Below are 24,321 nucleotides of genomic sequence, written 5' to 3'. Positions count from 1 at the left end.
GTCGGCGGGGTACCTGCGCCCGCTATGGACAGTCGCAGCTACTCGTTCGACGGAGCAGACCCCGATATCCACGACAGTGCCTCAGTGAGCCGAGAAAGTACGCTCGTCGGAGACGTGCGCGTCGGTCCCGACGTGACCGTCTGGCCGGGTGCAGTCCTTCGGGGCGACGTCGACCCGGTCGAACTCGGAGCGGGGAGTGCAATCGGGGACAACGCCGTGTTGCACGCCTCGACGGTCGGTGAGGAAGGACTGGTCGGTCACGGCGCGGTGCTCAACGACAGCCACGTCGAGTCCGGCGCGATGGTCGGATTCAACGCCACCGTCTCCGAGGCCACCGTCGGCGCTGACAGCCTTGTCGCGATGGGCACGGTCATCCCGCCAGGATACGAAGTGCCACCCGAATCGTTCGTCCGCGGGACGCCCGCTCGCGTGACCCCCCTCGAAGAAACGGACATCGATCACGACGCCGTCTTCGAGGAGTTCGCGTCGGGCGAGTACGCACACCTCGTCGAGGGACACGAGGACCTCTTCGACCGATGAGCGACATCGCCGACATCGTCGAGCGGTCGCTGGCCGCCGAGACGGAAGCCACCTTCACCGAGCGCGTCGACGAGCAAGCCGCGAGACTCCGGAAGGCTATCGCGGCCGGTGAGATGGACAACGACGAGTTCGCCGTCGGGTTAGAGATGGAAGTGTACGCCGTCGCACAGTCGGCCGACGCCGCTGACGGTGGAGAAGTCGGGAGGTTGGCGACGCTGCCGGCCGGCGTCTTCGAGAGTGCCGCGAACAAGGAACTCGGGGTGCACAACGCCGAGTTGAACACCGACCCGAACGTGCTGGACGGCGAGGGACTCGCCAGACAGGCCGAAAGTATCGGCGAGCAGTTCGACGACGGGCAGGCGGCCGCGGCCGACCACGGCGCGGCACTCGTCCTCGACGCGATGTGGACTATCCCGCCAGCCGAGGGGAGTCTCGACTATCTCGACGCTGTCGACTGGCACGATGATGTGACCGTCGCGCAGAATATGCGCCCAGCCCCGCGGTACGTCGCCATCGACAACCACGCGCGCCGGCTCACCGACGGCGAGATCAGCCTCGAGGTCCCCGGTGCCGACCACACCTTCCAGACGATTCTGTTCGAATCGCTGGCTACCTCGATTCAACCACACCTCCAGATTCCCACTGCCGAGTCTTTCCCCGAATACTACAACGCTGCTATCCGGACACTGGGACCGGTGCTGGCGCTCTCGGCGAACTCGCCGTTCCTGCCTGCGGACTGCTACAACGCCGTTTCGGACCCGCAGACGCTCGTCGACGAGACGTCCCACGAACTCCGGATTGCGGTCTTCGAGCAGTCGGTCAACCACACCGAGGAGAAGAAAGTCCGAGTCCCGCGAGACATCAGCGACGCTGCCGACGTGGTCGACCGCGTGGTCGCAGACGACCTCTATGCCCCCTTCCTTCGGGAGTGGGTCGACGACGGCGACCGCGAGACGTTCCACGACGACAACTGGGAGTTCGACCACAAACGGGGCACTTACTGGCGGTGGCTCCGCTGTGTCGTCGGCGGCGACCCCGTCGGCACCGGCGACGAGCGCTCGTTACGCATCGAGTACCGCCCTATTCCGACCCAGCCCACGATTCGAGACGTGGTCGGGATGCAGGCGCTGACTGCCGGACTGATCCGCGGACTGGTCGCCGCCGATCACCCGTTGACCGAACTGTCGTGGGACGACGCCGAGCAGTCCTTCTACAGCGCCGTCGAGGACGGTCTCGATGCCGACCTCGCGTGGGTGAGCAGCGACGGCGACCGAACGACCGACAGCGACACCATCTTCGGGGAAGTGTTCGAGTTCGCCCAGCGCGGACTGCGCGAATCCGGTGTGCCAGAGGAGGACATCGACCACTACCTCGGCCCAATCGAGGCTCGGTGGGACAACGGAGAGACACCGAGCGTGTGGAAAAAAGCACGAGTGCGCGAGGGGTTGGACCAGGGGCTGTCGCTCGAAGCGGCGATTACTGAGATGCAACGCGAGTACATCGACCGGAGTCAGCGACAGCCCTCGTTCGCAGAGTGGACGGAGAACCGCCGGTAGCGGCGCAATCTTACAGTTTGCGTGCGCCCGTCCCCACCGCAACCGCCTGAAAGTCGATGTCGCCACCCGGCATCGGAACGCCGTCGTACGGGTCCTCAGCGAGCAAGAGTGCCCCGTCGAGGTCCGCGTAGTCACAGAGCGGCGCGAGGTGACAGGCCCCGGCGATGGCGGCGTCCGAGGTGACCATACAGCCGACCATCGTCTCCAGTCCGTGCGCGCTCGCGGTCGCAATCTGCTGGACTGCACCGCGGAGGCCGCCGCACTTGCTCACCTTCACGACGACGATGTCAGCGGCGTCGGCCACGCGCGGCACGTCGCTGGCAGTGAGACACGATTCGTCGGCCGCAACCGGGAGCGCGCCGTTCTCTGAGACGGCACGCAGTCCATCGATGTCGTCGGCCGGAACCGGCTGTTCGACAAACTCGACGCTCTGCTCTGCCAGCCACCGTGTCGCAGCGATGGCGTCGGCCGGCCCCCACGCACCGTTCGCGTCCACGCGCAACTGCGCATCGGGAGCGGCATCGCGGACGGCGGCCACGCGCGCTCGATCATCGTCTCGCGGCTCCGCCGCTCGACTGTTCGCGGAGCGTCGCTCCGCGCTATCTGTTCCGACCTTGACTTTCAGAACAGAATAGCCCTCGTCGACGGCGCGTGCGGCCTTCTCCCCCATTCGCTCGGGAGTGTCGATGCCGACAGTGTAGGAACTCGTCGGGACCACGTCGGGGTCCAGTCCCCACCGCCGGTAGAGCGGTTCGCTCTGCTGACTGGCTGCGAGGTCGTGGACGGCAATCGACACCGCCGCTCGCGCAGCAGCCTGGTCGGGTGCGTGCTCGCGCAGTCGACGCTCGATGCGTTGCTGTGCGTGCGGGTCGCCCACGTCCTCGACGACGACGAGCAACTCCGGAAGGACGGCGAGTGCGCTCTCGACGCTCTCGTCGTAGTAGGCGGCCGGCGATGCCGCGCCGACGCCGACTGCTCCAGACTCGTCGGCGATGCGCACCAGGACGTTCTCTGCGGTCTCGCGGGTTCCGTAGGCGGTTCCGAAGTCGTCCCGGAGCGGGAGCGAGAGTCGCTCGAAGTCAGTCGAGAGTGCCATTCAGAGCAACTCGTCGAACGGGCCGGCTTTGGCCTCCTCTAGGCGCTGGAACTGGTCCAGCGAGAGGTCGACCGTCGCCGCACGGAGGTTCTCCGCCAGCTGGTCAGTGGTGCGCGCACCGATAATTGGTGCGGTGATGTCGGGATGGGAGAGGTGGTAGGCCAGCGCGACCTGTGCGGGCGTGGCCTCGACTTCCTCGGCGACCGTCTCGACGACATCCAGCGCGTCGAAGTTCTCCGGGGTCAGGTAGCGGTCCTCCCACCCCTCCGTGTCGGAGGCAGTCGCGTCGTCTGGCATGTCCTCGTCGCGCTGGTACTTCCCGGTGAGAAAGCCCTGTGCGAGTGGACTCCAGGGAACCACTCCCACGTCGTTCGTCCGACAGAACTCCAGATACTCCCCCTCGATTTCTCGGTTGACGATGTTGTAGCGTGGCTGGGTGACGGTGAACGGTTCCCAGCCGTAGCGATCGGCGATGTCGTTGGCGCGGGCAATCTTCCAGGCGTTCGGGGCCAGCGTCGACGCGCCGAGATAGTTGACTTTGCCGTCCTGGACGAACCCGTCGAGGGTGCGCATGGCTTCGCGGGCAGGCGTGTCGTCGTCCCAGCGGTGGATGTAGAGGAGGTCGAGGTAGTCGGTCCCGAGGCGGCCGAGAATCTGGTCGATCTGTCGGCGGAGGTGTTTGCGATTCAGTCCCCGTCCGTTCGGGTCGTCCTCGCGAGTGGGCCAGTAGATTTTCGAGGCGACGACGAAGTCCTCGCGGTCGCGCTCGTCGAGCCAGTCGCCGATCCAGGACTCGCTTGTGCCCTCGCCGTACACGTCTGCAGTGTCGATGAAGCGCCCGCCGTGGTCGGCGTAGGTGTCGAGCAACTCCAGTGCCCGCGAACGGTCGATTTCGAGGTTCCCCGCGTCGGTCTCGCGGCCGAAGCGCCACGTCCCGAAGGCGAGTTCACTCACTTCCAGTCCGGTCCGACCGAGCGAAACGGTGTCAAGGTCCATTGTCTCGACGGACGGGCGGGACTGATAGAAAAGTTCGGGTCAAGGACAGCCGGCAGTATCAGTCTGCGGCGTCGGCCGCCGTGGTAGTGTCCGCGGTATCAGCGTCACTGTCGTCTGCGCTCTCGATCTCGAAGTCGTCGATACTCTTGCCCTCTCGAACCATCTTCTCGGCGACGATGAACTTCTCCATCTGGCTGAGACGCTCCCAGTCGAGGCCGTCGGGCGGGGATTCCTCGAACTCCTGGAACTGCTGATAGACCCCGTCGTGGATGAGCCGACCGAACTCTCCGCAGGTGTCACAGGTCTGTTTGATGTGAGATACGTTGTACCCGCGCTCGACTGTTTCGTCCCGGCAGGACAGACAGCGGTAGATGTAGGTGGGCACGGTTAGGCGAACAACTCCTCGGTTGCCTCTAGTGCTTCGACCAACTTGTCGACTTCCGCTTCCGTGTTGTAGATGTAGAACGACGCACGCGCAGAGGCAGGGATGCCGAGTTTGTCGTGGAGCGGCTGGGTACAGTGATCGCCGGCGCGGACGGCGACGGCGAACTCGTTGAGAATCTCGCTGGTGTCGTGGGCGTGGACCGAGCCGAGATTGAACGAGACGAGCGCGCTCCGGTCATCACCCGGCGGCCCGAGAATCTGGATGCCCTCGAATTCAGAGAGGCGGTCGTAGGCGTACTCGGCGAGACGTTCGCCGTGTGCCTGGACGTTCTCCATCCCGATGTCGTCGAGGTAGTCACAGGCCTCGGCGAGCGCGATACCCTGGGATATGACGGGCGTGCCGGCCTCGAACTTCCAGGGGAGTTCGTGCCAGGTCGAGTCCTCGAAAGTGACCTTCGAAATCATCATTCCGCCGTAGAGGTACGGCTGCATCTCTTCGAGGAGGTGCTCTTTCCCGTAGAGGACGCCGATGCCGGTCGGCCCACACATCTTGTGGCCCGAGAAGGCGAAGAAGTCGGCGTCGATGTCCTGCACGTCGACGGGCATGTGTGGGACCGACTGCGCGCCGTCGACGAAACAGAGCGCGTCATGGTCGTGGGCGATGTCGGCAATCTCGGAGACGGGGTTGATGGTGCCGAGCGTGTTCGAGACGTGGACGACGCTGACCATCTCAGTGTCGTCGGTAATCAGCTCGCGGGCGGCGTCCATGTCGAGATATCCCTCGTCGTCGACCGGGACGAACTTCACCTCGGCACCGGTCTTCTTGGCGATTTGCTGCCAGGTGACGAGCGCGGCGTGGTGTTCCATCTCCGTGAGCACGATTTCGTCGCCGGGACCGAGTTCGGCCAGCCCCCACGCGTAGGCGACGGTGTTCATGCTCTCGGTGGTGTTTTTCGTGAAGACGATTTCCTCACGACCCTCTGCGCCGATGAAGTCGGCGACGCGGTCGTGGGCCTCCTCGTAGGCGATGGAGGCCTCCTGACTTAGCTGGTGGAGACCGCGGTGGACGTTGGCGTTCGTGTGCCGGTAGTAGTGAGCGATCGTGTCGACCACCTGGTCGGGGGTCTGCGAGGTGGCCGCGTTGTCCAGATAGACCAACTGCTCGCCGCCGAACTCGCGCTGGAGGATGGGGAAGTCCTCCCTGATGCGCTCGACGTCGAGTATGTCTGACTCGGTGGTTGCCATTGTCGAATAGAACATCTGGACGGCTAATTATTCTTCGGTTTGCCTAAACTCTCCTTGGTGGAGTCGAAAATCAAAGCCGGTCGGTCCCGACTACTCGGCGGGAGCAAACCGCCGGCCAGTCCGGTCGTCGACATCGAGTCCGTACAGTTGCAGGTCGACGTCCGCCAGCGGAACGCCCCAGACGCGCACGTCCGCTGGGAACTCGGCGTTGGTGGCCAGCGCCGCGAAGGCCGCCTTCGACTCCTCCTCGGGCAGTTTTTCGAGTTCCCCGGTGATGACGACACTCTCCCACGTCTCCGGTGTCGGTTCGTCGTAGACAGTAAAGCAAACCGTCGAACTCCTGTCGAGACACTCCTGTTTGTGGCTCTGTTCGCCCGTTCCAAGTTGGATAGAAAAAATCGGCTCGGAGCCGTCGTAGCCAAACGACATCGGAATCGAATACGGGTAGGTTCCACCGTCCATCGAGAGGACGCCGACGCCACAGCGGGTCAGCAACTCATCGATTTCAGCTCCGGATAACGTTTGCATACGTAGAGTGGAAGGGCGGACCCGTAAAGACGCTGTGGAGATGAAGGACAGCCCGGCAGTTCACAGCCAAAGCAGTTGCGCGTGGCGGGTTCCCTCGAAGTCGAGGACGTTCTCTTCGTCGACGAAGCCGTGTTCGATGGCGATATCGACAGCGCGCGTCCCGACGATGTTCGCGACCGAACAGCGTGCGAGACTCTCGACAGCGGCCTCGTCGTCGACTTCCTCGCCGTCGTAGAAATCCGCATCGACAGTCAGCGACACATCGTCGTTCTCGAAGGACTCACCGAGAATGTCGGCGTCACAGACAGAGACGAGCAGCCCCTTCTGTGTCTGGCGTTCGTTGAGTAACAGTGCAGTCATACGGTCGGTATCACTCAGAGAGGCGGTCGCTCTGCTGGTCAACCATCTTTTCTTCCTGTTCTTTGCGCAGGTCTTCGGCCTCTTCGGCGACCTCCTCGGCGCGTTCGTCTTCGCCGAGTGCTTCGAGGGCGACGGCCTTCTCTTCGAGCAGTTCGACGTTCTTGAAGCCGAGTCGGACAGCGTTGTCGAAGCAGTTCAGTGCGTCCTCGGCGAGGCCGCGCTCGTTGAGGAAGAAGCCGCGATTGTACCACGCCTGGCCGAATCGCGGGTCGATCTCGACGGCGCGCTCGGAGTGTTCCAGCGCCTCCTCTGTGCGGCCGAACTCCCAGAGCGCGTATGCGAGGTTCGTCTCGGCGGTCGCGGCGTGTTCGGAGTCGCCGTCGATGTCGATGGCTTCCCTGTACGCACCGATAGCGGCGTCGTACTCCTCGAGTTCGGCGTGTGCCGCGCCCTTGTTCACCCACGCTTCCTGTTCGATGCGGTCGTCGTCGGTGTACTGTGCAGCGCGCTCGAAGGTTTCCGTCGCCTGCTCGTGGCGCTTGATGCGCATGTAGTCCAGGCCAACGTCGATGAGTTCATCGGCATCGACGTCGTCGCTGCCGACGTTGTGCCTGTCGAGCATGTCGGTCACGACCCGGGTGTCGACAGGGTCGACCTGGTCGGGGTCGACTTCCAGTTCTGGCGGGTCGATATCGAAGGCGTCGTAGGGGTCGTCGAACCCTTGCCCCTCCGAGAACGAGTGGTCCTCGGGGTCCTCAGTCATACTCTTTCATAACGCGGGAGGATGGATAAGGGCTACGTAACACGACTATCGGAACCCGGGACCACGACGGACGCTGGATTCAAGCGACCGTGTCGACAATCGAAAATATGAGCAAACGCCTGTTCGTCAGTGTCGACCTCGACGGGCTGGCCGAGGAGGTTCGGGCCGTACAGGAGCTGTTCGAGGGAGCGAGTGGGCTGAACTTTACCGACCCCGACCAGGCCCATATCACGCTGAAATTCCTCGGTGATACCGACCCCGACCGGGTTCCGGCACTCGTCGAAGCGGTCACGAAAGCCGTCGAGGACAGCCAAGTCGACCCCTTCACCGCGGAGTTCGGCGGTCTCGGCGTCTTTCCGAGCCTCGACTATATCAGCGTCGTCTGGCTCGGGGTCCGAGACGGTAGCGAGCGGTTGACCCGGCTTCACGAAGCCGTCGAGGACCGAACGGTAGCGATGGGGTTCAACCCAGAAGGTCACGACTTCACGTCGCACGTCACCCTCGCACGCATGGACCACGCCGGCGGCAAGGCACTGGTTCAGGACGTCGTCGAGAACGAGGACCCGACCGTCGGAACAATGCAGGTCGACGAAATCCGACTCACCGAGAGTACGCTCACCGACGACGGCCCGGAGTACACAACCACCGCGTCAGTCCCGCTCAGGTAGGGTGAGTTTAGGGCTGCCAAAAGCATCAACTTCGTGATAGTTATAAAGTGGACGGGCATAGCGACAGGTATGGTAGTACTGGAGAACGTGGTGCTCGTGTTCGTCGCCGGGTTCTTTACCGCGCTGGCGACGGGACTCGGTGCGATCCCGTTTTTCTTCTTCGACGATATCAGCCCTCGATGGAACGTCATCCTCTGGGGACTGGCATCTGGAATCATGGTGTCGGCGTCGGTGTTCGGACTGATACTGGAGGGGGCAGCAGTCGTCGACGGGACGTGGGTCGACATGGCCATGGCCATCGGTCCGGGGCTGATTGCCGGCGTCGTTCTCGTCGTGGTGGGTCACGAACTCCTGGAGGGGGCCGATCTCAATCCCAGAGAGTACGAGGAAGCCAATTTCAAGAAGCTAGTCCTCATTCTCGGGATTCTAACGGTTCATAGCTTTCCGGAGGGCGTCGCAGTCGGTGTTTCCTTTGCCGAACTGGGACTGGGAAACGTCCCCACGAGCGACACTATCATCCTCGGTGGTCTCACGCTCCCCATCCTGGCGGTGTTTATGACCGTCGCCATCTCGATCCACAACGTCCCGGAGGGGGTTGCCATCTCGATCCCGCTCCGATCGATGGGCGTCAGCGAGTGGCGGATGGTCTGGTGGGCGGTCTTCTCGAGTCTCCCCCAGCCGATCGGGGCAGCCATCGCCTACTACTTCGTGACCCTGGCCAGGGAGTTCTTGCCGTTCGGTTTCGGATTCGCCGCGGGAGCGATGATATATCTCGTCGCCAGAGAGTTCATTCCGGAGGCACTCGACATCGGCGAAGAACTTCCCAGCGGTGGGCGACCGGAGCTGACTGCCGGCGTGGCCGTGGGCATTGCACTGATGGTCCCGCTAGCGTTTATATAATCGACGTGTTCTCGTAGAGTTTCAGATCGACGAACGCGTTGAGGCGGTCCTGTGACGCCTCGACGCGGGCACCCATCCCGTAGTTCGAGTGGTCGACGACGAAGTAATGGCTTCCCTCCGTGTCGATGCTCCTGCGACCACCGTCTTCGGGAACGTTGACCTCGTATTTGCTCTCGTCGTCGTTCGGGATGGCCGCCTGACTGATCTCGTCATGGCCGCCCGGCATCTCCGACTCGTCGTCCTTGTAGAGATAGTTTTTGTAGTGCGTGAGCGAGTCCTCGCGCTGGAAATAGTACACGTCGAACAGCTGGTCTGCCCGAACGGTAAAAGAAAGAGCCCCATCTCCGTCGACATCTGGGAGTTCCGTCCACCAGCCTTCCGTCGGTTCTACCGTGACGCTCTCGGACAAGTCCACTGCAACTCGACCGTTGGCAACACAGCCACTCGTCGCAGCGACTACACCGGCACCCATCGTCCTGAGAACCGCCCGCCGATACATATCTCGGGGTTGTGAGTCCAGTCGTTAATTCCCTCCGGGCAAAATCTCACGGCTGATAATCTCCGGGCGCTCGCCCGCCAGATTGCCAGGGGAGCGATCCGAGCGTTACCGGCGATGCGAGCGGTGGGTCAGCGCAAAAGAACACACATATATGCCACGGCGGGGAACAAGGGCACATCATGAGTAAGAAATCGAAGGCGAAGAAGAAGCGCCTCGGGAAGCTCGACCGGCAGAACAGCCGCGTGCCGGCGTGGGTCATCCTCAAGACCGACCGGGACGTGCAGCGAAACCCCAAGCGGCGACAGTGGCGCCGGAGTGACACGGACGAATGAGCGCCAGTGATTTCGAGGAGCGGGTCGTTACGGTCCCGCTCCGCGAGGCGAAGCGCGAACCCAAAGGCGAGCGTGCAGACAGGGCGATGTCGCTCATTCGGAGCCACCTCGCACAGCACTTCTCGGTCGACGAGGACGCTGTCCGGATGGACCCCACGGTCAACGAGGCAGTGTGGGCAAACGGGCGCAGTTCGCCCCCGAGCAAGCTCCGGGTGCGGGCCGCCCGGTTCGAAGAGGACGGCGAGAGCATCGTCGAAGCAGAGCCCGCTGAATAACGTTGCTTCGCGCGGCCTTCTCCGGTTCGTCCTACGTCGGCGTTTTCGCACGGGCCACTGACGAGTGTCTGCTCGTCCGCCCCGACATCGAGGAGTCGCTGCAGGACGACTGCGGTGACGAACTCGACGTCCCCGTCGTCCCGACGACCATCGCCGGGTCGGGTACCGTCGGCGCGCTCGCGACCGGCAACAGCAACGGCCTCCTGGTCAGTGCCCGCGTCCGCGACCGTGAGCGCGACCGCATCGCCGATGTTGTCGACCTCCCGGTCACCGAGCTACCCGGCCGTATCAACGCCGCCGGCAACGTCGTACTGGCCAACGACACCGGCGCGTACGTCCATCCCGACCTCTCACGGGAGGCGATTCAGGCGGTCAAAGACGGGCTCGATGTCCCCGTCGAGCGCGGTGATATCGCGGGCGTCCAGACCGTCGGGACGGCCGCCGTCGCGACCAACAGGGGCGTCCTCTGTCACCCGAACTCGACCGACAGCGAACTCGACCGACTCGAAGATGTCCTCGGCGTTCCCGCCGATATCGGGACTATCAATTACGGTGCGCCGCTGGTCGGCTCCGGTCTCATCGCCAACGACACCGGCTACATCGTCGGCCAGGACACCAGCGGCCCTGAACTGGGCCGTATCGACTCCGCACTTGGCTACGCGGACCTTTAAATACGAACACGGGGCCATCGATTCTCGTGCCCTGACGATTGCCGGCGCGTGCCCAGCGATAGCGCGACAGCCCACGCGCCGAACGAAGGTCTCGAAAAGCACGCTGTCGCCTGTTCGCCCCTTCACCCATCCCACTCTAGCACCGACGCTGCCCACGTGTAGCCGGTGCCAGCGGCGAGAAAGAGGACGACATCGCCCGAATCTAGCCGACCACGCTCGCGACCCCCGTCGATGGCCAGCCACTGGTCGGCGCTCTGGACGTGGCCGTACTCGTCGAGATAGTACCCGCTCGACTGGGGGTCTATCTCAAATTCCGTCAGCAGCGACTGGTGGAACGACCGCTTCATGTGAGTCGTCGCGACGAAGTCCACGTCCGAGCGGTCGTATCCCGACTTCGACAGTGCGTCGTCCGCGACCGACAGGAAGTTCCGGCTGCTGACTGGCGCCATCCGTTCTTTCATCGCGTCGGGGTCAGAGACCGTGAGAGTGTGAACACCAGCCTCGATTGTCTCCGATTCTGGCGGATTCTTCGACCCGCCGGCAGGCATGATGACGTCTTCGGCGAACGAGCCATCAGTAGTAGCAGCGCTCTCCCGAACCCGTGCGCGGACGCGCTCCGCTTCAGGGGCAGCTTCAAGAACGTAGGCTGCGCCGCCACTCCCGAAGTTGAACATGAACGAGGCGTCCTCGTCGGTGTAGTCGAGCAAGTCGTTCTCTCTGCTGGCAGTCACGTGAAGTGCGGCCTCGATATCGCCCGTCTGCAACTGCGCCGCGGTCTGACGCATCGCAACAGGCGTGCTGGCACACAGCGTGTGGTTCTCGGTCGCATAGGCATTCTCGGCGCCGACGCGCTCGGCGACGTTCGCGGCGGCCGACCAGACGACGTAGTCCTTGTACTCGCTCCCGTGATAGAGAACGAGGTCCAGCTCGTCGGGATCAACATCGGCATCGGCCAGCGCGCGCTCGGCCGCGGCCACACACATGTCGGTCACGTGGTCTTCGTCGGGTGGGCAGACGCGCTTCTCGTGAATGCCCATCTTCTCGACGACGATATCTTCGGGAATGCCACTCTGTTCGGCAACTTCTTCGCCCGTGATTCTGTCGGGTGGGCGATAGAGTCCGTAGCCAGTCAGGGCCACAGTCATCGGCCGTACTCCCTCCGAAGTGCGTCCCGGTCCAGCTTTCCGGCCCCGGTCTCCGGAAGTTCCGCGACGAAGGCGTACGCCTTCGGGACTTCGAACGCTGCGAGGTGGTCGCGAGCGTACGCATCGAGTGTGGCCTCAGATACGTCGCCAACGACCACGGCTTTAGGGACCTCACCCCACTCCTCGTCGGCGACTGGCGTGATACCGACCGCTGCCACGTCGGGGTGATTCGAGAGCGTATCCTCGATGTCTTCCGGATAGACGTTCTCGCCACCGCTGACGAACATGTTGTCCGTCCGCCCGACGATAGCGTAGTCGCCGTCCGCGTCGCGGCGGGCGACGTCACCGGTCGAGACCCACCTTCCGCCATCGAAGGTACCGTCCTCGGTATGGAGGTAGCCGCCGGCGGTCACCGGGCCGGCGAGTTCGAGTTCCCCAGTCCCCTCACCCTCGATGGGTGTCCCGTCACTGTCGACGATACGAGCCTCGCAGTCGGGAAACGGGCGCCCGACGCGGTCAGATTTCTCCTCGATATCTGCGCGGTCGGGCGAGAGATAGAGATTGTTCGGCCCGCCTTCGGTCAGCCCGTACCCCTGGACGAACGGAACATCGCGCTCGCGGTACGGTTCCATGACGGCCTCCGGACAGGGGCCACCGCCGCTCATCACCCAGTCGAGCGAGGAGAGGTCCGTCGAATCGAAGGCAGGGTGCTCTGCCAGTGCGCGGTAGATTGCGGCGACGGCAAACAGCTGGGTTGCACCGTAAGTTTCGATCGCGTCGAGCGTTCGACCGGGGCCGAACTCGGGTTGGAGGACGACCGTTCCGCCGGCGTAGAGTGTCGGGAGCGTCAGAAGATTCCACCCGCCGGTGTGGAAAAACGGGAGGACGGTGACGGTGACCGTCTCGTCGTCGAGTCCCCACGCGACCGACTCGGTGATTGCGTTCCACTCCAGTTGGTGTTCGGAGATGGGGACGACCTTCGGGACGCCCGTCGTTCCGCCGGTGTGGAGAAAGAGCGGGTCGACATCGCTGTTGGCCGCAGCGTCGGGAATTGCCTCGGCGTCGTCGAGAGCTGTGAACGGGCGGTAGTCTGCATCGACATCGGCGAGGAGGTCGGCGAACTCGTCTTCGGCGATGACCAGCGTCGGGTCGATACGGTCACAGAGTGTCGTGACCGTCTCGGCGGCGAGTCGCTGTGAGACAGGTGCCAGCGTCGCGCCCCGTTCGCGTGCCGCAAACAGCGACGCGAGATAGTCGACGCTGTTGTGCGAGAGGACGACCACACGGTCACCCGGAGAGACGCCGATGCCGGCGAGTTTGCCTGCCAGGTCCTGAATCCGGTCAGCCAGGTCGGCGTACGTGAGCGTCCGCCCCCGACTACAGTCGACGACCGCGCGTCGGTCACCCCACTGGTCCGCGCGCCTGGCAATCGAGAGTGTCATTATATATCAGTTCTGTTTTTATTGCTTGTATATTTACCCCCTGAGTTTCCACGTGTAAATTTCAATGGAAAAGAGAGAGAGTATGTAAACGCGGATTCGAGCGTGGCGCGAGCAGAGAGGTAGAGTATAGGAAGATTCTTCCGGCGTGGTCACCCACCCGTGAGTATGAGTGAGTTTACGGTTACCGGTCAATGGCAAGCCCGCGACGGGTGGCAGAAGTTCGAGAAGGCAATCGACGCAGAGAACGAGGATGTCGCCGTCGAGTACACCTACGCGGAGTTCGGCTCCAAGCACGGACTGAAGCGGACCCAGGTCGAAATCGAGGGGGTAGACGCATGAGCATGGGCGGGGGCAACCCCCAGCTTCAGGAGATCGCACAGCAGATCGAAGAAATCGAGCAACAGCAGGAAGCCCTCGAGCAGGAAGTCGAGAACCTCCAGAACGAGAAGCAGGAGGTCAACGAGGCAATCGAGGCCATCGGGGAACTCGAAAGCGGCTCGACGGTGCAGGTGCCCGTCGGCGGTGACGCGTACGTCCGCGCCGAAATCGCAGATATCGACGAGGTCGTCGTCAGCCTCGGCGGCGGCTACGCCGCAGAGCGCGACCAGGACGGCGCTATCGACACCCTCGAGACGAAAAAGGAGACCCTCGACGACCGCATCGAGGAGCTTCGGTCGGATATCGCGGAACTCGAAAGCGAGAGCAGCGAGCTCGAAGAGCGGGCCCAGCAGATGCAGGCCCAGCAGATGCAGCAGATGCAGCAACAGCAACAGCAACAACAGGACGAGTAGGCGATGTTCGACGGACTGAAGGACAAGCTCAGTAGCTTTACCAGCGATGTCGAGGAGGACGCCGACATCGACGAGGGTGATGCCGATTCTGCGGCCGCTGATTCGGAAGCGGTTGGTGAAGACACGGAGCCCGAAAATGGGGGAGACGCGACAGCGGGAGACGAATCTGTGGAAACGACCTCCACGGAGGCGGCCGACACAGCAGCCACGGTCGCCGAGCCAGCCGAGGCAGATGTCGAGTCAACCATCGAGGAAGACGAGTCAGAAGGCGGCGCGGCTGAATCAGCCGAATCCGCAGCCGAGCCAGCCAGTGGCGAAGAGACGACAACCGAAGAAAGCGACCACGACGATGACGAAGACGAGAGTCGCGGACTGGCAGAACGAGCCAAGCTCCTTGCGACCGGAAAGACCGTCATCGACGAGGACGACCTGGACGCACACCTCGAAGAGCTAGAGTTCGCTCTGCTCGGCAGCGACGTAGAGATGAACGTCGCCCAGGAGATTCTGGCAGGCGTCGAGGAGAACCTGGTCGGCGAGACGCGTCGGCGACTGGAGAGTACGGGCAACATGGTCACCGATGCGGTGCGCGAAGCACTCTACGACGTCATCAGTGTCGGTCAGTTCGACTTCGACGAACGCGTCGCCGAGGCCGATAAGCCCGTCACGATCATCTTCACTGGAGTCAACGGCGTCGGCAAGACGACCACGATTGCCAAACTCGCCCGCTACTTCGAAGAACGGGGGCTGTCGACGGTGCTGGCAAACGGCGACACCTACCGAGCCGGCGCGAACGAACAACTCCAGCAACACGCCGAGAACCTCGGCAAGAAGGTCATCTCCCACGAACAGGGGTCGGACCCGGCGGCAGTCATCTACGACGCCGTCGAGTACGCCGAGGCCAACGACGTTGACGTGGTACTGGGCGATACGGCAGGTCGGCTCCACACCAGCGACGGGTTAATGGACCAGCTCTCAAAAATCGACCGCGTCATCGACCCCGATATGACGCTCTTTGTCGACGAAGCGGTCGCCGGTCAGGACGCCGTCAATCGGGCGCGCGAGTTCAACGACGCCGCCGAGATCGACGGCGCGGTGTTGACGAAAGCCGATGCCGACCAGCAGGGCGGTGCGGCCATCTCCATCGCCCACGTTACTGGCAAGCCGATTCTGTTCCTCGGTACTGGCCAGGACTACGACGATATCGAACGGTTCGACCCCGAGCGCATCGTCGACGCGCTGCTCGGCGACGAATAGGAAAGTAGTTTTTCAGATGACGAGTCCGGCCTGGAGCGCCGCGACCAGAACTGTGAGGACGCCGATGCTGGCAACGGTGGTGACGAAAATAGCGGTACTGAGATACTCCGGTGCGGTGATAGTGCCGGGGGCCACGTCCTCGGCGTACTCGATGGTGAGTGCGAGTGGCGTAACCGCCGCGGGTGCGGCCGATTCGAGGACGAACACCTTCGCGACCGTCGGGTCGGCAAAGCCAAGGAGGAGTGCGATACCGACGGCGACGACGGGGGCAGCGGCCAGCTTCAGGAAGGCCGGGGCGGCCGAGCGCGTCACTGCAGTCACGTCCGTCTCGGCCAGTTGAATACCGAGCACCAGCAACATCACCGGAATCGAGGCGTCGCCGACGAGACCGACCGTCTGCAGCGCGGCCCCGTCGAGCGCCGGTGCGAGCCCGAGCGCGCGGATGGCGATCGCGAGACCGACAGCGTAGATGAGCGGCAGGCGGAAGATCTCGGCGATCGCCTCGCCGACACCCCGATCGACGCCGCGAGAGGCGATGTAGACACCGAGCGTGTAGACGACTAGACTCTGGATAGTCAGATAGAGAACAGCCGTGGTGCGGCCGACCTCGCCGAAGGCGAACTCCGAGAGCGGGATGCCGACGAACCCGGAGTTTGGAAACGCTGCGGCGAGCATCAGCGCACCCAGCAGCGCGCCGGACTCACCGACGACTTTCCCGACGACCCACGCGATAGCGATCATCACGACGGCGTAGCCGACGACACCGACGGCGAGTTTGGCCGCCTCGCCGCCGCCGAGGCTCGTGGTGACGATGCTGTGAAAGGCCAGCGCCGGGACGAGCACGTACAGTCCGGCCGTGTTCAGCGGGTCGACGGCGATGTCGGTCGTCCGCGCGAGAAGATACCCAACGACAGCGACGGCGAGAATCGGCCCGACAGCGTTCGTGAAGGCCGCTGTCAATCCCATCCGGTCGACCTCCGTCGGTGCTGTGGTGTGAACCGCTCGTCGCTTCCTCGTGTCTGGCTCATACACCACTGTGCGAGAGCCATCCACTAATATTATTTTAGTAAATATTTCACTGCACGAAAGTCCGACAGCGGGGTGAACAGTTTCATCCCCTGTAACTCTTTCAGACTGTTGGGCGAAATATCGTCAAATGGTCGACGCTCAAGTGTGGCGAGATGGACCAATAGCTCACAGCCGACAGTAGCAGGAGACGAAACCGATTTGAGCGCACCGCGAGAACTCCGGGTATGACCGACGCCGACCCACTGGAGGAAATCGAGTTTCTCGCGCGGTCGGCAAATCGCATCGAGGTGCTGGCCGCCCTCGTCGAGGAGCCACAGACGCGTCAATCGCTCGCGGACAGCGTCGGCGTCTCACAGCCGACACTCGGTCGAATACTGCGGGACCTCACGAAACGAAAATGGGTGAGGGCCGACGGCGACCAGTACCGAGTGACCGCCACGGGCGAACTGGTCGCGACGGGTATCACCGACCTCCGGGAGCGACTGGCGACGGAGACGAAACTGCGGGACGTCATCGAGTGGATTCCGACCGACACCGTCGACGTGGGACTCCACCACTTTGCCGACGCCAGGATTACGACACCGAGCCAGACGCGGCCGAACGCCCCGATAAAGCGGATGCTCGAACTACTCAGTGAGACCGACCACGCGCTGTTGCTCTCTCACGCGTTCAACGAGCAGAAACTACAGCTCATTCGCGACCGGAGTGTCGAGGGCAAACTGACGACGCGAGGTGTCTTCGCCGAAGACGCTATCGAAGCGATCGAGGCGACGGCTGATCTCAGGGAACTGCTGGCCGACATCGTCGCGTCAGAGGCCGCCGAGATACGGGTTGTCTCGACGGACATCCCGGTCGCGATCGAAGTAACCGACAGCCGGACACACCTCCTGTTGCGCAACGACGAAGGTATCGTCCGGGCATCCCTGGACACCGACGACGAAACCGTCCGGGCGTGGGCCGAGCGCCTCCACGAAAAGTACTGGTCCATCGGGACGCCGCTGTCCGTCGACGATATCGGCGACTGACTCGCCAGGTCAGAGACGTAGAGTATACCGGATATATTCTCCCCTACCAGTGACGGCAGCAGTGTCTGGCAACCAGCAGGAGTACCCAGATTCGCCAGACTGCGCCGCACCGTCACGCGTTCACGTGTGCGCAACGAGCGAAATATAACCGGCAATACCGCCCTCGAAAAGCGAAGTGAGGCGGTTTTCTCCGTGTTGAAGATGGTAAAGAGGGTGGGACGACAGAAGGAGACAAGAGCGGCAGTTGTCCCCAGCACACCTGCCGAATACCCAACTATGAATACAGTCGAAGAATGGAAACAGGAGAAGCACCCGCTCGAGATGGTCGAGCTGGTGGAGGAGTTCGCAGAGGAAGGACTCTCGTTCGATGAAATCGAAGAACGCGAGGGCGACGGCGTGTGGGAGCGCATGAAGTGGACCGGGATGTACACCCACGGCGTGCAGCGCGGCTACATCATGATGCGCACCAAGGTGCCCGGCGGCTACCTCACACCCGAACAGGCCGAGGTCATCGGCGAGGTGGCCACGGAGTACGCTACCGCACCCGAAGAGTTCGGCGGCGAGACCCAGAACGAACTCTGGGGCGACGCCTTCCTCGATATCACGACGCGCCAGGACATCCAGAAACACTGGATAGAAATCGAAGACGTCCCCGAAATCTGGGACAAGTACGACGAGGTCGGGCTGACGACCATCGGCGGCTGTGGCGACGGCGCACGGAACGTCCTGGGCTGTCCCGCTGCCGGTCTCTCGGACCACGAGTGTTTCGACGCCCAGCCGGTCATCGACGCCGTCTCGGATTTCTTCACGAACAACCGCGAGTACGGCAACCTCCCGCGGAAGTTCAAGATGACTATCACGGGCTGCAAGCACGACTGCGGGCAGTCCCAGATCAACGACATCGGACTGACGCCAGCCAAGAAAGAGATCGACGGCGAGTGGCAGTACGGCTTCCACTCGAAGGTCGGGGGCGGTCTCTCCGACGGTCCGCGGATGGCCTCCGAGCAGGACATCTTCATTCGACCCCAGGACGCCGTGGAGTACTGCAGAGCCGTCGCCCAGACGTTCAAGGAACTGGGCGACCGCAACAACCGCGGCGTCTGCCGGATGCGCTATCTCGTCCAGCAGCTCGGCCCCGAGAAGTTCGAGGAGGCCGTCCGCGACCGGACGGACATCGACTTCCCGACCCGTGGTGTCGACCTCACCGAGGGGTACACCGGCGACCACGTCGGCGTCCACGACATGAAACAGGACGGCCTGAAGTACGTCGGTTTCAACGTCATCACGGGCCGGATGGGCGGCGACGAGTTCGCCGAGGCCGCCCGCGCCGCAGAGAAGTACGGCACCGAAGACGCCTCGATTCGGCTGGCGACCGACCAGAACTTCCTCATCACGCACATCCCCGAGGAGAACGTCGAGGACCTGGTCGCGGAGGACTTCGCCGCAGAGTACCAGCCTGACCCCGGCCCGTTCTCGCGGGGTGCAGTCGGCTGTACCGGTAGCGAGTTCTGTAACTACGCCATCATCGAGACGAAAAAGCGCACCAAGCAGTGGGCGCACGAACTCGACGAGCGCATCGACACGCCCGACGACCTCGACGTGGTCCGGATGCACATGTCCGGCTGTTCCGCGTCGTGTGCCCAGCCACAGATTGCCGACATCGGCTTCCGTGGCGAGACGGTGCAGGTCGACAAGGACGGCAACGACGAGATTCCCGAGGACGCCGAGGCCGGTGACTTCGATGACCTCGTGGAAGGGATGGACTTCGGACTCGGCGGCGCGCTCGGTACCGACAACGAGTTCCTCGACTGGGTGGAGACGGCCGTCCCCGCCCACGCCGTGATTCCGGCACTCGAGCAGTTGTTCGACGCCTACACCGAGGAGCGCACTGAAGGCGAGCGCTTCTACGAGTGGTCGCGCCGCGTCGACAACAGCCGCCTGCGGTCGATCATGCAACAGGCAGACGCCAACGTCTCCGGAGGTGTTGCCCATGGCGACTGACGAGGATATCGAACTCGTCGAAGACGCGCCCGCACCCGCCGCTGGCACCGGCGCCGGCGAAGAGCCAGAACCCGAGCGCGGTCGGTCGGATGCGTTCCCCGGCGTCCCCGAGTCAGGGCGTGACGGCGCGAGCGTCCCGCCAATCAACCAACAGAGCGACGACCGGACACCAGCCCAGACGGAGACGATTCCGCCACAGGGCGAGCGTCCCGGCGATCACGAAGGGGCCGACGACGGCTGCAATGACGGCCACTGCACCTGTGGCAGTGACGACGACGACGACGGCAAGCGCGCCATCGCAGACGGTGCCGGCGCGGAGGTCGCGGGCGGGTCACCGACGAACGTCACCGAGGACGGCGAGCTCACCGACCTCGAGTTCACCGAACCGAAGACAGAGCAGAGTCAGCCACTGGCCGGAGAGGGTCGCGGCGAGCAGGAACCACCGGACAAGCGCGTCGGCGTCCCCGAGGGCGTGGACCTCGACACGCCGGGCTACTCCATCCGGTCGGAGATGAACGACATCGAGACGCCCGACGAGAAGACGTGGTTCATGGAACTGGACGAAGCGGTCATCGACGACGGCCGCTGTATCCAGTGTGGGACCTGTGTCGCCGCCTGTCCCTCCGACTCCATCGGTATCGGCGACGACGGCCTACCCGAACTCGTCAAGATGTGTACCGGCTGTTCGCTCTGTTGGGACTTCTGTCCCCGGGGCGGCATGCGCTACGAGCGTCAGTGGAAGATTACCGGCGGTGAGGACAACGTGAAGGGAGCGGGCGACCCCATCACGGAGTTCTCTGCCCGCGTCACCGAGGACTGGCGCGAGGACTCCCAGGACGGCGGTGCAGTCACCGCCTTCCTCACCACGCTCATGGAAAAGGACGAAATCGACGGCGCACTCATCGCCACCGAGAGCGACGAGGATCCCTGGAAGGCCGACGGCTTCATGGCGACCACCCCCGAGGAAGTCACCGAGAACACCGGCACCATCTACAACCAGACGATGGCGCTCGGTCACCTCGACTTCAAGCAGTGGGAAGACAAGTTCGAGAAAGACTGGGAGGACATCTCCCTGGCACTCGTCGGCACGCCGTGTGAAATCGAGGGCATCAGCGCACTGCAGGACTTCGAGTGGGAGTACGGCTCCCAGGAGGAGGGCGTGCGCGCGATCGACTACAAGATCGCGCTGATGTGCACGAAGAACTTCAACTACGAGCGCCTCATCGGCGACAAGCTACAGGACGAGCGCGGCATCGACATCGACAACGTCGGCAAGATGGACGTACTCCACGGGAAGCTGATGGTCGACGACCTCGACGGCGAGCGCATCCTCGAAGAGGACATCGAGGAGTTCCACGACGCCGCGCTCAAGGGCTGTGACGAGTGTGCGGACTTCACCGGCTTCTGTGCGGACCTGACCGTCGGCTCTGTCGGCTCCTCCGACGAGTACTCCTCGGTCATCGTCCGGAACGAGCAGGGCATGAAGGCGTGGGAACTCACCGAGGAACACCTCGACTACCACGACCTCGAAGACAAGTCCGCGGTCGGCAAGCTGCAGGGCTGGGACAAGAAGAAAGCCTTCGAAGCGCTCGAACGGCCCTTCGACCCCGACGCCCCGCGCTTTATCGACTACACTGACCACGCCGAGAACTACGGCACCGTGAAAAATCCCCACGACGCCGACCACTGACGGCCGCCGTCGCCTTTTGAGAGAAAGTCTTTACCGACGGAGTCGCGTACCCGATAGCAAATGGTACTCGACGATCTGGGGAGTTCCCTGCGGGGAACACTCGACAACCTCCGCGGGAAGTCCCGCATCTCCGAAGAAGACGTCGACGAGGTCGTCAAGGAGATTCAACGCTCCCTGATTCAGGCCGATGTTGACATCGCCCTCGTCCAGGAGCTCTCGGACAGCATCAAATCGCGGGCGCTCGACGAGGAGCCACCCGCGGGCACCTCGCCGCGCGACTGGGTGCTCCGTATCGTCTACGAGGAACTGGTCGAACTGGTGGGTGAATCCACCGAGCTACCGCTCGAAGGACAGACCATCATGCTCGCCGGCCTCTACGGGTCGGGGAAGACCACCACCGCGGCGAAGATGGCGTGGTGGTTCTCGAAGAAAGGGCTCCGACCAGCGATTATCCAGACCGACACCGACCGGCCGGGTGCCTACGACCAGGCAAAGCAGATGGCCGAAAACGCCGAGGTCGACTTCTACGGCGACCCGGATTCGAACGACCCCGTCGAAATCGCCGAAGAGGGGCTCGAAGCGACCGAAGACGCCGACGTGCGCATCGTCGACACCGCCGGTCGTGACGGGCTGAACCGCGAACTCATCGACCAGATAGAGGATATCGAATCGGTCGTCAACCCCGACCGGAACCTGCTCGTGCTGGACGCGGCGATGGGCCAATCCGCGAAAGACCAGGCCTCTGAGTTCGAGGAGGCGATCGGCATCAACGGCGTCATCATCACAAAGCTCGACGGGACGGCGAAAGGTGGCGGTGCGCTGGCTGCGGTCAACGAGACGGACTCGACTATCGCCTTCCTCGGGACCGGCGAGACGGTCAAGGACATCGAGCGCTTCGAGGCCAGCGGCTTCGTCTCGCGGCTGCTCGGGATGGGCGACCTCGAACAGCTCACCGAGCGCGTCGAGCGCGCGATGGCCGAAACCCAGGAAGAAGACGAGGACTGGGAACCCGAGGACATCCTGGAGGGGCAGTTCACCCTGAAGGACATGCGAAAGCAGATGGACGCCATGAACCGGATGGGCCCGCTCGACCAGGTGATGGACATGATTCCGGGGCTGGGCGGCGGGCTGAAAGACCAGTTGCCGGACGACGCGATGGACGTGACCGAAGACCGGATGCGCGATTTCGACGTGGTGATGGATTCGATGACCGAGGAGGAACTGGAGAACCCGCGCGTCATCGGTGCGAGTCGGACGAAACGCATCGCTCGCGGGTCTGGCAAGCCCGAGGACCGGATACGCGAACTCCTCCAGCAGCACAAGATGATGGAGAAGACGCTCAAGCAGTTCCAGGGGATGGGTGACGCCGACATGGAGCGGATGATGAAACAGATGCAACAGGGCGGCGGTCCCGGCGGCATGGGTGGCATGGGCGGCGGCCCCGGCGGCGGCATGGGCGGCGGTGGCGGCCCGTTCGGCGACGACTAGTCGGACCCACTCGCCACGTTGTACTGTTGGATTATCTCGTCGAGTGCCGCTGTTTCTGCATCGCCGCGGTCGATAGTCAACGGTGAGACGCTGATCTCGCCGTCGACGAGTGCCCGGCGGTCGCTCCCAGCCGGATAGCGCTCACGGTGTTGTTCCGTCGGCGGAAACGGGTTCTCGAAGCCGACCACGTCCGGCCAGACTTCCTCGTGCAGCCGGACGACAGTCCCATCTGCGTCTGCGTCGAGGCCGCCGTCGCGGCCGATTGCATCGACAGCGTCGATATCGGTGGGGTCTGCGCCGTGTTCGACGTGGAGGTCGTAGTCCGGGAGCGGTCGGGTCAGACACATCTCGGGGTCGGCCACGTCCAGCGGGACGTTGACGTTCAGCAGCGTCCCCGCCGTGAACAGTCCAGCGTCGGCAGCGCGTCGGCAGAGGTCGACGGTCACTCGCGCCGGCCGACCGAAGTCGTAGTCACTGGCGGGTTCCGGGAAGAAATCCTCGTGGTGGTACGCAGAGACGGCGACAGCGGGCGTTCCAAGGAAAGCCGCCTCGATGCCAGCGCCGACGGTGCCAGAGCGACCGGTAACGTAGTTGCCGGCGTTGGGACCGTGATTGCACCCCGAGACGACGAAGTCGAAGTCCGTATCGAGGCCGCGTAGCGCGTACGCCACGCAGTCGGCGGGCGTCCCCGAGAGGGTGTAGCCCCACGGATGGTCCCGCCGGACGGCAGCGTGTGAGCGGGTCCGCCCGACGCCGCTCTGATTCTCCGATGGAGCGACGACAGTCACCTCGCCGAGCGCAGTGAGTTCCTCGTAGAGTCGAACGAGGCCGGCAGCGTCGATGCCGTCGTCGTTCGTCAGGAGAATATCGGGGTCGTCCATGGCGCCGGTAGCGACTCGGCAAAGGAAATCGTTGTGGAAGCCGCGGCCGACCGCCGGCCGGTCATCTGTGAGTCGGGTCGCCGGCCGACGTTCCCTGCCCGAGCGCTCGCATCAACGCGATTGCGACGCCCATACCGGCCCTGACCTCGGGGTCACGAAGCGCCTTGACGAGCCCGACGGCGCCGACGGGTTCTGGGTCCTCGCTCGTCGCGTCGCCTACGGCGTGCAACATCGACTCCAGCCCCTGTGCCACCTCCTCGTCGCTGGCGGTATCGGCCAGTTCGCCCAGTCGAGAGCCCATGCCCGTGAGCGAGGTGACCATCTCGTCGTCCATCGCCGCCGACAGCAGGGCGACGGTGTCGGCAAACGCCGCTAGGTCGTCGAGCGTGCCACTCTCCTGCAGTTCGACAATCGTCTCGACGCCATCGGCAAGCGCATCGGCGTTCTCGCCCACAGATTCGCCGAGCTGGGCGAGTTCGGGTGTCGCCGCCCCGTCGGCGGCGGCCCCGAGATTCGACCCGTCGGCCGCGAGACGCTGAACCATGCCGTCGTCCATCGCCGCAGTGGCGACCGCCGAGGCGTCCAGGAGTTCGTTGACCTGGCCCGCATTCTGAACGAGACGGGCGACTTCCTCGGGGTTGTCCTCGACAGCCGCGACCAGTTCCGGTGGAACCGACTGACCGTCGGCAGTGGCTGCGCCCCGGCTATCGTCGGTCGCAGCCTCCTGGCCGTCGGCATCGGCGTGTTGTTCGTCACTCATAC

General features: G+C 63.7%; 27 protein-coding genes. 14 read left to right on the top strand and 13 right to left on the bottom strand.

Going from position 1 to position 24,321, the window contains the following annotated elements; translation table 11 throughout:
• Nucleotides 1-24 precede the first annotated feature (24 nt).
• Together WDJ60_RS01800 and WDJ60_RS01795 are read left to right on the top strand one after the other, a co-directional pair.
• The gene (locus tag WDJ60_RS01800) at nucleotides 25-540 is read left to right on the top strand and encodes a gamma carbonic anhydrase family protein (protein WP_340098036.1); all 516 of its coding nucleotides are present in this window, start codon (nucleotides 25-27) and stop codon (nucleotides 538-540) included.
• Nucleotides 537-2,096 carry a glutamate-cysteine ligase family protein gene (locus WDJ60_RS01795; RefSeq protein WP_340098035.1) on the top strand — a complete coding sequence of 520 codons (1,560 nt, stop codon included), beginning with the start codon at nucleotides 537-539 and terminating at the stop codon, nucleotides 2,094-2,096. The genes WDJ60_RS01800 and WDJ60_RS01795 overlap by 4 nt, the downstream gene beginning before the upstream one ends.
• A gap of 10 nt (nucleotides 2,097-2,106) precedes the next feature.
• Here the strand turns inward: WDJ60_RS01795 and WDJ60_RS01790 are convergent, their stop codons facing one another.
• The 7 genes from WDJ60_RS01790 to WDJ60_RS01760 form a co-directional block, all read right to left on the bottom strand.
• Nucleotides 2,107-3,192 carry a dipeptide epimerase gene (locus tag WDJ60_RS01790; protein WP_340098034.1) on the bottom strand — a complete coding sequence of 362 codons (1,086 nt, stop codon included), beginning with the start codon at nucleotides 3,190-3,192 and terminating at the stop codon, nucleotides 2,107-2,109.
• Nucleotides 3,193-4,188, bottom strand: coding sequence for an aldo/keto reductase (locus WDJ60_RS01785; RefSeq protein ID WP_340098033.1), 996 nt, complete (start codon nucleotides 4,186-4,188; stop codon nucleotides 3,193-3,195).
• Nucleotides 4,189-4,246: 58 nt separating this feature from the next.
• The gene (locus WDJ60_RS01780; protein WP_340098032.1) at nucleotides 4,247-4,573 is read right to left on the bottom strand and encodes a hypothetical protein; all 327 of its coding nucleotides are present in this window, start codon (nucleotides 4,571-4,573) and stop codon (nucleotides 4,247-4,249) included.
• A 2-nt stretch (nucleotides 4,574-4,575) separates the two neighbouring features.
• Nucleotides 4,576-5,817, bottom strand: a complete 1,242-nt coding sequence (locus tag WDJ60_RS01775) for an aminotransferase class V-fold PLP-dependent enzyme (protein ID WP_340098031.1) — start codon at nucleotides 5,815-5,817, stop codon at nucleotides 4,576-4,578.
• 90 nt (nucleotides 5,818-5,907) lie between these two features.
• On the bottom strand, nucleotides 5,908-6,345 hold the full coding sequence (locus WDJ60_RS01770; protein ID WP_340098030.1) for a pyridoxamine 5'-phosphate oxidase family protein: 438 nt from the start codon (nucleotides 6,343-6,345) through the stop codon (nucleotides 5,908-5,910).
• Nucleotides 6,346-6,405: 60 nt separating this feature from the next.
• The gene (locus WDJ60_RS01765; protein WP_340098358.1) at nucleotides 6,406-6,696 is read right to left on the bottom strand and encodes a DUF424 domain-containing protein; all 291 of its coding nucleotides are present in this window, start codon (nucleotides 6,694-6,696) and stop codon (nucleotides 6,406-6,408) included.
• Nucleotides 6,697-6,715: 19 nt separating this feature from the next.
• On the bottom strand, nucleotides 6,716-7,468 hold the full coding sequence (locus tag WDJ60_RS01760; RefSeq protein WP_340098029.1) for a tetratricopeptide repeat protein: 753 nt from the start codon (nucleotides 7,466-7,468) through the stop codon (nucleotides 6,716-6,718).
• A gap of 107 nt (nucleotides 7,469-7,575) precedes the next feature.
• Between WDJ60_RS01760 and thpR the strand changes: the two genes are divergently transcribed.
• Together thpR and WDJ60_RS01750 are read left to right on the top strand one after the other, a co-directional pair.
• Nucleotides 7,576-8,136: an RNA 2',3'-cyclic phosphodiesterase gene (gene thpR / locus WDJ60_RS01755; RefSeq protein WP_340098028.1), complete on the top strand. Its 561-nt coding sequence runs from the start codon at nucleotides 7,576-7,578 to the stop codon at nucleotides 8,134-8,136.
• A 69-nt stretch (nucleotides 8,137-8,205) separates the two neighbouring features.
• On the top strand, nucleotides 8,206-9,036 hold the full coding sequence (locus WDJ60_RS01750; RefSeq protein ID WP_340098027.1) for a ZIP family metal transporter: 831 nt from the start codon (nucleotides 8,206-8,208) through the stop codon (nucleotides 9,034-9,036).
• Here the strand turns inward: WDJ60_RS01750 and WDJ60_RS01745 are convergent.
• On the bottom strand, nucleotides 9,029-9,535 hold the full coding sequence (locus WDJ60_RS01745) for a hypothetical protein (protein ID WP_340098026.1): 507 nt from the start codon (nucleotides 9,533-9,535) through the stop codon (nucleotides 9,029-9,031). The genes WDJ60_RS01750 and WDJ60_RS01745 overlap by 8 nt on opposite strands.
• A gap of 179 nt (nucleotides 9,536-9,714) precedes the next feature.
• Between WDJ60_RS01745 and WDJ60_RS01740 the strand changes: the two genes are divergently transcribed.
• From WDJ60_RS01740 to WDJ60_RS01730, 3 genes are read left to right on the top strand one after another with little or no spacing between them, the layout of a single operon-like run.
• Nucleotides 9,715-9,867 carry a 50S ribosomal protein L39e gene (locus WDJ60_RS01740; protein WP_302081498.1) on the top strand — a complete coding sequence of 51 codons (153 nt, stop codon included), beginning with the start codon at nucleotides 9,715-9,717 and terminating at the stop codon, nucleotides 9,865-9,867.
• The gene (locus tag WDJ60_RS01735; RefSeq protein WP_340098025.1) at nucleotides 9,864-10,142 is read left to right on the top strand and encodes a 50S ribosomal protein L31e; all 279 of its coding nucleotides are present in this window, start codon (nucleotides 9,864-9,866) and stop codon (nucleotides 10,140-10,142) included. Before WDJ60_RS01740 ends, WDJ60_RS01735 begins: the two co-directional genes overlap by 4 nt.
• Nucleotides 10,143-10,144: 2 nt before the next feature.
• Nucleotides 10,145-10,813: a translation initiation factor IF-6 gene (locus WDJ60_RS01730; protein ID WP_340098024.1), complete on the top strand. Its 669-nt coding sequence runs from the start codon at nucleotides 10,145-10,147 to the stop codon at nucleotides 10,811-10,813.
• A 122-nt stretch (nucleotides 10,814-10,935) separates the two neighbouring features.
• Here WDJ60_RS01730 and WDJ60_RS01725 read toward each other — a convergent pair whose 3' ends face one another.
• Both WDJ60_RS01725 and WDJ60_RS01720 read right to left on the bottom strand, forming a co-directional pair.
• Nucleotides 10,936-11,958, bottom strand: coding sequence for a 3-oxoacyl-ACP synthase (locus WDJ60_RS01725; protein ID WP_340098023.1), 1,023 nt, complete (start codon nucleotides 11,956-11,958; stop codon nucleotides 10,936-10,938).
• The gene (locus tag WDJ60_RS01720) at nucleotides 11,955-13,400 is read right to left on the bottom strand and encodes a class I adenylate-forming enzyme family protein (RefSeq protein WP_340098022.1); all 1,446 of its coding nucleotides are present in this window, start codon (nucleotides 13,398-13,400) and stop codon (nucleotides 11,955-11,957) included. The genes WDJ60_RS01725 and WDJ60_RS01720 overlap by 4 nt, the downstream gene beginning before the upstream one ends.
• Before the next feature lie 165 nt (nucleotides 13,401-13,565).
• Between WDJ60_RS01720 and rpl18a the strand changes: the two genes are divergently transcribed.
• The 3 genes from rpl18a to ftsY are packed head-to-tail and all read left to right on the top strand — an operon-like array spanning nucleotide 13,566 to nucleotide 15,445.
• Nucleotides 13,566-13,739 (top strand): 50S ribosomal protein L18Ae, encoded by a 174-nt coding sequence (gene rpl18a / locus WDJ60_RS01715; RefSeq protein ID WP_302081501.1) that lies wholly within the window; start codon nucleotides 13,566-13,568, stop codon nucleotides 13,737-13,739.
• Complete coding sequence (pfdA, locus tag WDJ60_RS01710) at nucleotides 13,736-14,191, top strand: prefoldin subunit alpha (protein ID WP_340098021.1); 456 nt, start codon at nucleotides 13,736-13,738, stop codon at nucleotides 14,189-14,191. Before rpl18a ends, pfdA begins: the two co-directional genes overlap by 4 nt.
• A 3-nt stretch (nucleotides 14,192-14,194) precedes the next feature.
• On the top strand, nucleotides 14,195-15,445 hold the full coding sequence (gene ftsY, locus WDJ60_RS01705; RefSeq protein WP_340098019.1) for a signal recognition particle-docking protein FtsY: 1,251 nt from the start codon (nucleotides 14,195-14,197) through the stop codon (nucleotides 15,443-15,445).
• Between the two features lie 12 nt (nucleotides 15,446-15,457).
• On the opposite strand, the gene WDJ60_RS01700 is transcribed toward ftsY, so the two are convergent.
• Entirely contained in the window at nucleotides 15,458-16,411 is a 954-nt protein-coding gene (locus WDJ60_RS01700; RefSeq protein WP_340098018.1) for an AEC family transporter, read from the bottom strand.
• A 287-nt stretch (nucleotides 16,412-16,698) separates the two neighbouring features.
• Here WDJ60_RS01700 and WDJ60_RS01695 point away from each other — a divergent pair, with 287 nt between their 5' ends.
• From WDJ60_RS01695 to WDJ60_RS01680, 4 genes are all read left to right on the top strand, one after another.
• Nucleotides 16,699-17,499: a helix-turn-helix transcriptional regulator gene (locus WDJ60_RS01695; RefSeq protein WP_340098017.1), complete on the top strand. Its 801-nt coding sequence runs from the start codon at nucleotides 16,699-16,701 to the stop codon at nucleotides 17,497-17,499.
• Between the two features lie 276 nt (nucleotides 17,500-17,775).
• Entirely contained in the window at nucleotides 17,776-19,500 is a 1,725-nt protein-coding gene (locus tag WDJ60_RS01690) for a nitrite/sulfite reductase (RefSeq protein WP_340098015.1), read from the top strand.
• Nucleotides 19,490-21,190 (top strand): Coenzyme F420 hydrogenase/dehydrogenase, beta subunit C-terminal domain, encoded by a 1,701-nt coding sequence (locus WDJ60_RS01685; RefSeq protein WP_340098014.1) that lies wholly within the window; start codon nucleotides 19,490-19,492, stop codon nucleotides 21,188-21,190. The genes WDJ60_RS01690 and WDJ60_RS01685 overlap by 11 nt, the downstream gene beginning before the upstream one ends.
• Nucleotides 21,191-21,250: 60 nt before the next feature.
• Nucleotides 21,251-22,678 (top strand): signal recognition particle protein Srp54, encoded by a 1,428-nt coding sequence (locus tag WDJ60_RS01680; protein WP_340098013.1) that lies wholly within the window; start codon nucleotides 21,251-21,253, stop codon nucleotides 22,676-22,678.
• Here the strand turns inward: WDJ60_RS01680 and surE are convergent.
• Both surE and WDJ60_RS01670 read right to left on the bottom strand, forming a co-directional pair.
• On the bottom strand, nucleotides 22,675-23,559 hold the full coding sequence (gene surE, locus WDJ60_RS01675) for a 5'/3'-nucleotidase SurE (protein WP_340098012.1): 885 nt from the start codon (nucleotides 23,557-23,559) through the stop codon (nucleotides 22,675-22,677). The genes WDJ60_RS01680 and surE overlap by 4 nt on opposite strands.
• Nucleotides 23,560-23,620: 61 nt before the next feature.
• Complete coding sequence (locus tag WDJ60_RS01670) at nucleotides 23,621-24,319, bottom strand: helical membrane plugin domain-containing protein (protein ID WP_340098011.1); 699 nt, start codon at nucleotides 24,317-24,319, stop codon at nucleotides 23,621-23,623.
• Nucleotides 24,320-24,321: the final 2 nt, after the last annotated feature.

Source organism: Salinibaculum salinum (genome assembly GCF_037645885.1).
GTDB classification, from domain to species: domain Archaea; phylum Halobacteriota; class Halobacteria; order Halobacteriales; family Haloarculaceae; genus Salinibaculum; species Salinibaculum salinum.
The sequence above is the reverse complement of the archived record's forward strand: the minus strand, read 5'-3'. Positions and strand labels throughout refer to the sequence as shown.